Source organism: Streptosporangium sp. NPDC049046, assembly GCF_040649155.1.
In the GTDB taxonomy this organism is placed as follows: domain Bacteria; phylum Actinomycetota; class Actinomycetes; order Streptosporangiales; family Streptosporangiaceae; genus Streptosporangium.
Window position 1 is genome coordinate 21,217 of the sequence record NZ_JBEZEZ010000057.1, and the last position, 6,057, is coordinate 27,273.

The 6,057-nt window shown below is 67.2% G+C and carries 4 protein-coding genes; 1 reads left to right on the forward strand and 3 read right to left on the reverse strand.

The features are described from left to right. Window positions 1-32: 32 nt before the first annotated feature. Together AB0B96_RS39630 and AB0B96_RS39635 are read right to left on the reverse strand one after the other, a co-directional pair. Entirely contained in the window at window positions 33-2,420 is a 2,388-nt protein-coding gene (locus AB0B96_RS39630) for a ricin-type beta-trefoil lectin domain protein (protein WP_362907304.1), read from the reverse strand. A gap of 164 nt (window positions 2,421-2,584) precedes the next feature. Beyond that, a complete protein-coding gene (locus AB0B96_RS39635) occupies window positions 2,585-3,955 on the reverse strand; it encodes a lectin (RefSeq protein ID WP_362907306.1) in 1,371 nt (456 codons plus the stop codon). 612 nt (window positions 3,956-4,567) lie between these two features. On the opposite strand from AB0B96_RS39635, the gene AB0B96_RS39640 reads away from it, so the two are divergent. Next, window positions 4,568-5,293 carry a FadR/GntR family transcriptional regulator gene (locus tag AB0B96_RS39640; protein WP_350946299.1) on the forward strand — a complete coding sequence of 242 codons (726 nt, stop codon included), beginning with the start codon at window positions 4,568-4,570 and terminating at the stop codon, window positions 5,291-5,293. Between the two features lie 89 nt (window positions 5,294-5,382). Here AB0B96_RS39640 and AB0B96_RS39645 read toward each other — a convergent pair whose 3' ends face one another. Continuing rightward, complete coding sequence (locus tag AB0B96_RS39645; protein ID WP_362907309.1) at window positions 5,383-5,925, reverse strand: RICIN domain-containing protein; 543 nt, start codon at window positions 5,923-5,925, stop codon at window positions 5,383-5,385. Between the last annotated feature and the right edge of the window lie 132 nt (window positions 5,926-6,057).

Genomic DNA, 6,057 nt, shown 5'->3' on the forward strand with positions numbered 1-6,057 from the left:
GGCCGCCCCGGCGAAGACATGAGACGGCTGGATCAGTTGCGCAGGCTCCAGCGCTGGTTGGCGCCGCCGTTGCAGGCCCAGAGGTTGAGCTTGGTGCCGTTGGCGGTGCCGTTGCTGGGCGCGTCCAGGCACAGCCCTGACTGCACGCCCGTGATGGTGCCGTTGGCGTTGACGTTCCACTGCTGGTTCGCTTGCCCGTTGCAGTCCCAGATCACCACCTGGGTGCCGTTGGCGGTTCCCTGGCCGTAGGCGTCCAGGCACTTGTTGCCGTACACCTGCAGCTGCTTGCCCGAGGTGTGGGTCCAACGCTGGCTGGTGGCGCTGCCGCAGTCCCAGAGATGTGCCTGGGCTCCGTTGGCGGTGCTGTTGCCGGTGACGTCGACGCAGCGGTTCGACTGGGCCCCGACGATCTGCGCGCTCTGCTGCGGGTTACCGCTCGTCTGGGGGCCGGCGGCCGCCATCACGGCCTGGGCTCCCGAGGGCCAGTTGCCGTTGGTGACCGTGACGTTGCCGTTGACGACGTTGCCCCGGTCGCCGTTGGTCACGTTGGTGCTGTTGTTGGTCGACCAGTTGTTGGTGACGGTGAAGTTCCCCATGTTCTCGGCGTACCAGTAGTTGGCGGTGGCCCAGGTGCCGGTGGAGGAGAAGACGTTGTTGCGAGCGGTGTAGTAGCGCGAGCCCTCGTCGAAGTAGAGCCCGAAGTAGCCGTTGGTCCGCAGGCAGTAGTTGTCGCTGATCACCGCGTTCGGGTTCGCCGACAGCGTGTAGATGCATCCGCCGTCGTTCATCTGCTGCATGACGTCGTGCACGTAGTTGCCGGTGAGCCGGTTGTTGGACGCGGTGGTGGCCGTGGTGTACCTCGGCTGGTAGTTGTACAGGCCGCGACCGGCGTAGTGCTCACTGCCGCCGGCGTCGTTGGCGCCCCAGCCGTACCCGATCGACATGCCGGTGTACGGCATGTTGTAGACCTCGTTGTTGGAGACGGTGGCGGTGTTGACGTAGGTGGTCAGGACCGACACGATGCCCCGGTACTCCACGCCGAGGTCGTGGATGCGGTTGTTGCTGACGGTGATGTTCCGGTTCACCATCCGCTGGTCGCCGGGGTGGTGCGCGTCGGCGCGCACGCCGCCGACCACGATGCCGCCGGCCGAGGTGCGGGCGATCTCGGACCGGGTGACGGTGATGTTGCTCGCGCCCAGGCCGACACCGCTGGTGTGGCCGTTGGCGTCGTTGCCGATACCCACGGCCGTCTGGCCGAGGTTGAAGAACTGCGAGTCGCTGAAGGTGATGTTGTTGGCGGCCGACACCTGCACTGCGGCGGGCATCTGGTACCAGTTCGGCCGGGTGGCCTCGAACTGCGGGCAGCCGTTGTGGCAGGAGGAGAAGGCCGGCCAGTTCCAGTTGCCGGCCATGTAGACGCCGGTCTGCTGGTCCACGTAGCCCTGGTTGCCGCTGGGGCCCATCCAGGTCGTGCCGGTGAAGGTGATTCCGGTGAACGAGATGTGGTGGGCGGGCGTGTCGTAGGTGCCCCCGACGTTCACCAGGGACTGCAGCGTCGGCAGCTCCACGCTGACGTTGCTCATGTTCTGCCCGGCGAGCGGGATGTAGGAGAGCTGGCCGGTCCCGGGGTTGAGGTGCCACTCGCCCGGTGAGTCGAGGAACTCGTAGGCGTTGGCCAGGTAGAGCGGACCCGCCCGGTGCGGGCTGGTGAAGGTGTCGTATCCGAAGTTGTTGTTGCTCCAGCCGGGCTGCTGCATCGTGATGAAGTTCCCGGTGATGTTCTGCACCCTCACGTACCGGTCGGTGAACGAGCCGACGCTCTCCATCTCGACCTGGTTCTTGTTGGCGAGGTTGTTCAGATAGCTCAGGGCGCCGTTGGTGAAGGAGAGGCCGCTGCTGTTGGCGGTGAAGTCCGACCGGTTCACGGTGGTACGCGCGCGTGTGGCGATGGCACCGTTGACGTAGAGCTGCCGGCTGTCGACCCCGGTGCCGACGTTGGCCCGCCAGATGTTCTTCCCTGAGTCGGCGAGCGACCAGCCGGTGACCGCCCTCGCGCCGCTGATCACGGGGCGCGCCGACGGGGCGGCCCGCCATATCACCTGGTATCCGTTGTTACCGGAGTCGGCGGCGGTGAACCGTAGTGGCGCGGAGAGCCGGTACACCCCGTCGGCCAGTTCCACGACGATGTCGCCGGACATCGCGCCGGTGAGCGCCCGCACCGCGGTCTGCGCGGCCGGCAACGAGCACGGCTGGGCGCTGGAGCAGCTGCTGCCGCTGCCGGAGGGGGAGGCGTAGAGGGTCGTGGTGGCCGCGAGGGCGGGGGAGACCGGCGCCACCAGAGCGGCCGCGGCGGTCAATCCGATCGCGGCCGCTCCGGCCAGCATCAGTCTCCGTATCGCGGAGTACGAGAGTTCGAACACGGCACTTCCTTACGTGGGGGGGTGGTGGGAGAGCGGTCGGCGTGCCGCTCTCCCACGGCGGGCACGCGAAGGTGCCCCGCCGTGGGCGGAATCCCCCGCCGGGAGGGTCGTTCTTCCCGGCGGGGGATTCCCGAAGGTGTCTCAGAGACGGTCCGGCAGGAGGATCAGATCCGGGTCCAGCGCTGGTTGCCTCCGCCGTTGCAGGACCAGATGACGAGCTTGGTGCCGTTGGCCGTGGCGTTGTTGGGCACGTCCAGGCACTTGTTCGAGCCGAGGGCGGTGATGCTGCCGTCGGAGTTGAGGCGCCACTTCTGGTTGTTCTGGCCGTTGCAGTCCCAGATCTGCACCGCGGCGCCGTCGGCGGTGCTCTGGTTGCTCACGTCCAGGCACTTGTTGCCGTAGACCCGCAGCTCACTCGCGCCGTTCGACGTCCACTGCTGGTTGCTCTGGCCGTTGCAGTCCCAGATCTGCGCGAGGGCGCCGTTGGCCTGGGAGGCGCCGGTCACGTCGAGGCACTTGCCCGAGGCCGTGCCCCGGAGCGGGCTCGTCTGCGTTCCCGGGTTCGCGGTCGGAGTCGGGTTCGGGGTCGGGGTCGGGTTGGGGTTGGGGTCGCTGCCGAACTGCGAGAAGAACCTCCACACCTCGCCCTTGGTCCAGGTCGTGATGCCGCTCTCGGCGTAGGTCCCGTCCACCGGACCGGGCATGTGACCGTTGTCGAAGGCGGCCCACACGACCGGGTAGCCCGCGCGGCAGCCCGAGTAGGTGGTGGTGATGTGCGTCCTGCTGCCAGAGCCCGGCTCCGGCGGGTTCTGGGGGGTGCAGCCGTTGTTCCTGACGAACCTGTCACGCAGTGACCGGCCCTGGGAGATGTTGAGGACGTTGTCGGTGATGCCGTGCAGTCCCATGTAGGCGATGGGCTGGCTGCCGTCGCTGCATCCGCTGAGCTGGGCGCCGGCGTAGACCGCGACCGCGCGGAAGACGTTCGCCCGGCTGCAGGCGAGCGAGTAGCTCATACCGCCGCCGTAGCTGAAGCCCATGGCGAAGCGCTGCGAGGTGTCGACGCACAGGGCCGCGTCGATCCGCCTGATCAGGTCGTCGACGAGGACCACGTCCTCGTTGCCGGAGTTGGCCCAGCCGTTGCCGATGCCCTGGGGCGCGACGAAGATCGCGTTGTTGTTCGACATCTGCCGCATGCCGTAGAAGGACCACGGGTAACCGCTGGTGCCGCCGGAGTCGACGTCGTTCATGGTGCCGCCCCGCCAGTGGAATCCGAAGAACAACCGGTAGGGGGTGTTGTTGTTGTAGTTGTCGGGGAGTCTCAGGATGAAGGAGCGGGTCTTGCCGCCGCTCTGGATCGTCTGCGTACCGTTGTTCAGCCCCGGGGCCTTGCCGCACCCGGCGGTCGGCGCGAGGGCGCGGGCCCCCGCCGACGACGACGCGGTGGCGCTGGAGCTGCTCAGTGCGGCATGTGCCGTGGACACGACGAGGAGGGCCGCGACCGCGATCGCTCCGAAGAGGGATCTCCGCTTCGCCATCAGGTGACCTCCCCTGCGGTTCGAATATCGGCATGTCTTGGTGGGCAGACCACTTGCTTCTCCTTCATGTGGGGGGTGAGGAGTTTCAGCCGGCCGGTGTGGCGGCTCGACGCCGTTTTTGTTTTCGCCCGCGCCGAACAGCACGCCTGGCCGGTTCTTGCAGGTGTCGCCGAACAATCGCGCCCTGGTCCGAGGTGGTCGGGACCGTTCGCGTTGCCGTCATGGACGGCGATGTCCGTCCTTGTCTCCGGTGGCTTCCCCTCCGCTCCAGATGTGGTCCGGCCAAAGGGGGGCCCTCCGACAGGAGGCGTCCCGGAGACTTAGCTACTAATTACGTTCCTCACGCTGAGTCGCGTCAAGACCTTAAGCCCACTTATTTCTGACTCCTCACAGGGGTTCCTTTGTCAGAGTTGGGGTTCATTTGAAGATAGGTGCAGGTAGAGGGCTTACTCCTTCCTTCCTTCTTGCTGTGGATCCGAGCCCGGGCAGGATGTGTAGCACTTAATGTCAGGTAGGTTGAGAGGGATTGATGCTGATCCGTGCCTCAGTTGGTCGTACTCTTGAGGAGGTGGTGGCAGGGAGAGGGCGGGTAGCGTGATCGATAATCCGCGCGTGGAAGGCGCATACCGGCCGGGCTACGAGGTGGCCGCGGAGCAGGTGCTGGAGTTGATCACCAGGCTGCACCTGCGGCCGGGTGATCGAATGCCCACCGAGAACGAGCTGGCCCAGCAACTGGGCACGAGCCGGACCGTGGTGCGCGAGGCGGTGAAGATACTCTCCGCGCTCGGCAGGATACGCGCCCAGAAAGGGCGCGGCCTCTACGTGGCCGACGACGAGGGGATGCTCGGCACCGGACGATGGGCGTCCTTCTTCCTGCCCACCGACCTGGACCACATCTACATGCTGTTCGAGTTCCGCCGGGCCCAGGAGATGGAGACCAGCCGGCTGGCCGCCCGCCGCGCCACCCCGGCGGAGCTGGGAGACATCGAGAAGTGGGCCGGGGTGTGCCGCTACGGGTTCGACACCGGACGCGAGGAGCTGTTCAACGAGGGCGACGACGCCTTCCACACCGCCATCGCGACGGCCTCGCACAACATGTTCCTCCAGATAGCGGTGCGGGAGGCTCGCCGGCTGCAGGCGCAGTCCAACCTCATCGGACTGCGAGGCTCGGTGGGCGGGCACGCGGCGAAGGCCGTCGAGGAGCACGACGCCATCTACCAGGCCATCCGCGCCGGTGACCCCGAGGCGGCGGCCCAGGCCGCGGCGACGCACATCGACAACACGCTGGACGACTACCGCAGGGAGATCCAGCAACGCATCTTCTCGCCGACCGACTGACTTTCCGCGGGCGGGCGACACGGACGGCAGGCGCGCGGCGCCGTCGGAACCCGCCCGGCGCCGTCGCGCCGGGCGGGTCCGCCACCAGGTCAGGTGCGGGTCCAACGCTGGTTGGCGCCGCCGTTGCAGGACTGAGTGGAGAGTCTGGTGCCGTTGGCCGTGGCGTTGCCGGGTACCTCCAGGCACCTGTTCGAGCCGAGGGCGGTGATGCTGCCGTCGGAGTTGAGGCGCCACTTCTGGTTGTTCTGGCCGTTGCAGTCCCAGATCTGAACCGTGACGATGCCGGTGGCGCTCTGGTAGACCTCCAGGCACTTGTTGTCATACACCCGCAGCTCACTCGTACCGGTCGGCGTCCACTGCTGGTTGTTCTGGCCGTTGCAGTCCCAGATCTGCACCGGCGTGCCGTTGGCCTGCGAGGCGCCGGTCACGTCGAGGCACCTGCCCGAGCCAACCCCTCTGATCGCGCTCCCGGTCGTGAGGGTGGACGTGAGGCTCGTATTCGTCGGGTTGTTGCCGAAGTTGGTCACCTGGGTGAGCGACGCGGCCGCGGCGGGCCGGACCGCGAGGAGCAGGCTCGCGATCACCATGGGTAACGCGGCGACCGCGAGCAGGGCGCTGAGTCTTCGTCTCACGTCGTGTCCTTTCGATTGCCGGGAACGTCAGAGCGCGGTGATGGTCCACTGGTTGTTGGTGCTGTTGTTGGGGGCCCACATGGCGACGGTGGAGCCGGCGGTGCTGTTGCCCATGCCGTCGAGGGCGGTGTT

Excerpts from the sequence above, each read along its gene's own strand:
- AB0B96_RS39635 (WP_362907306.1), bottom strand. The coding sequence starts at position 3,955 with ATGGCGAAGCGGAGATCCCTCTTCGGAGCGATCGCGGTCGCGGCCCTC.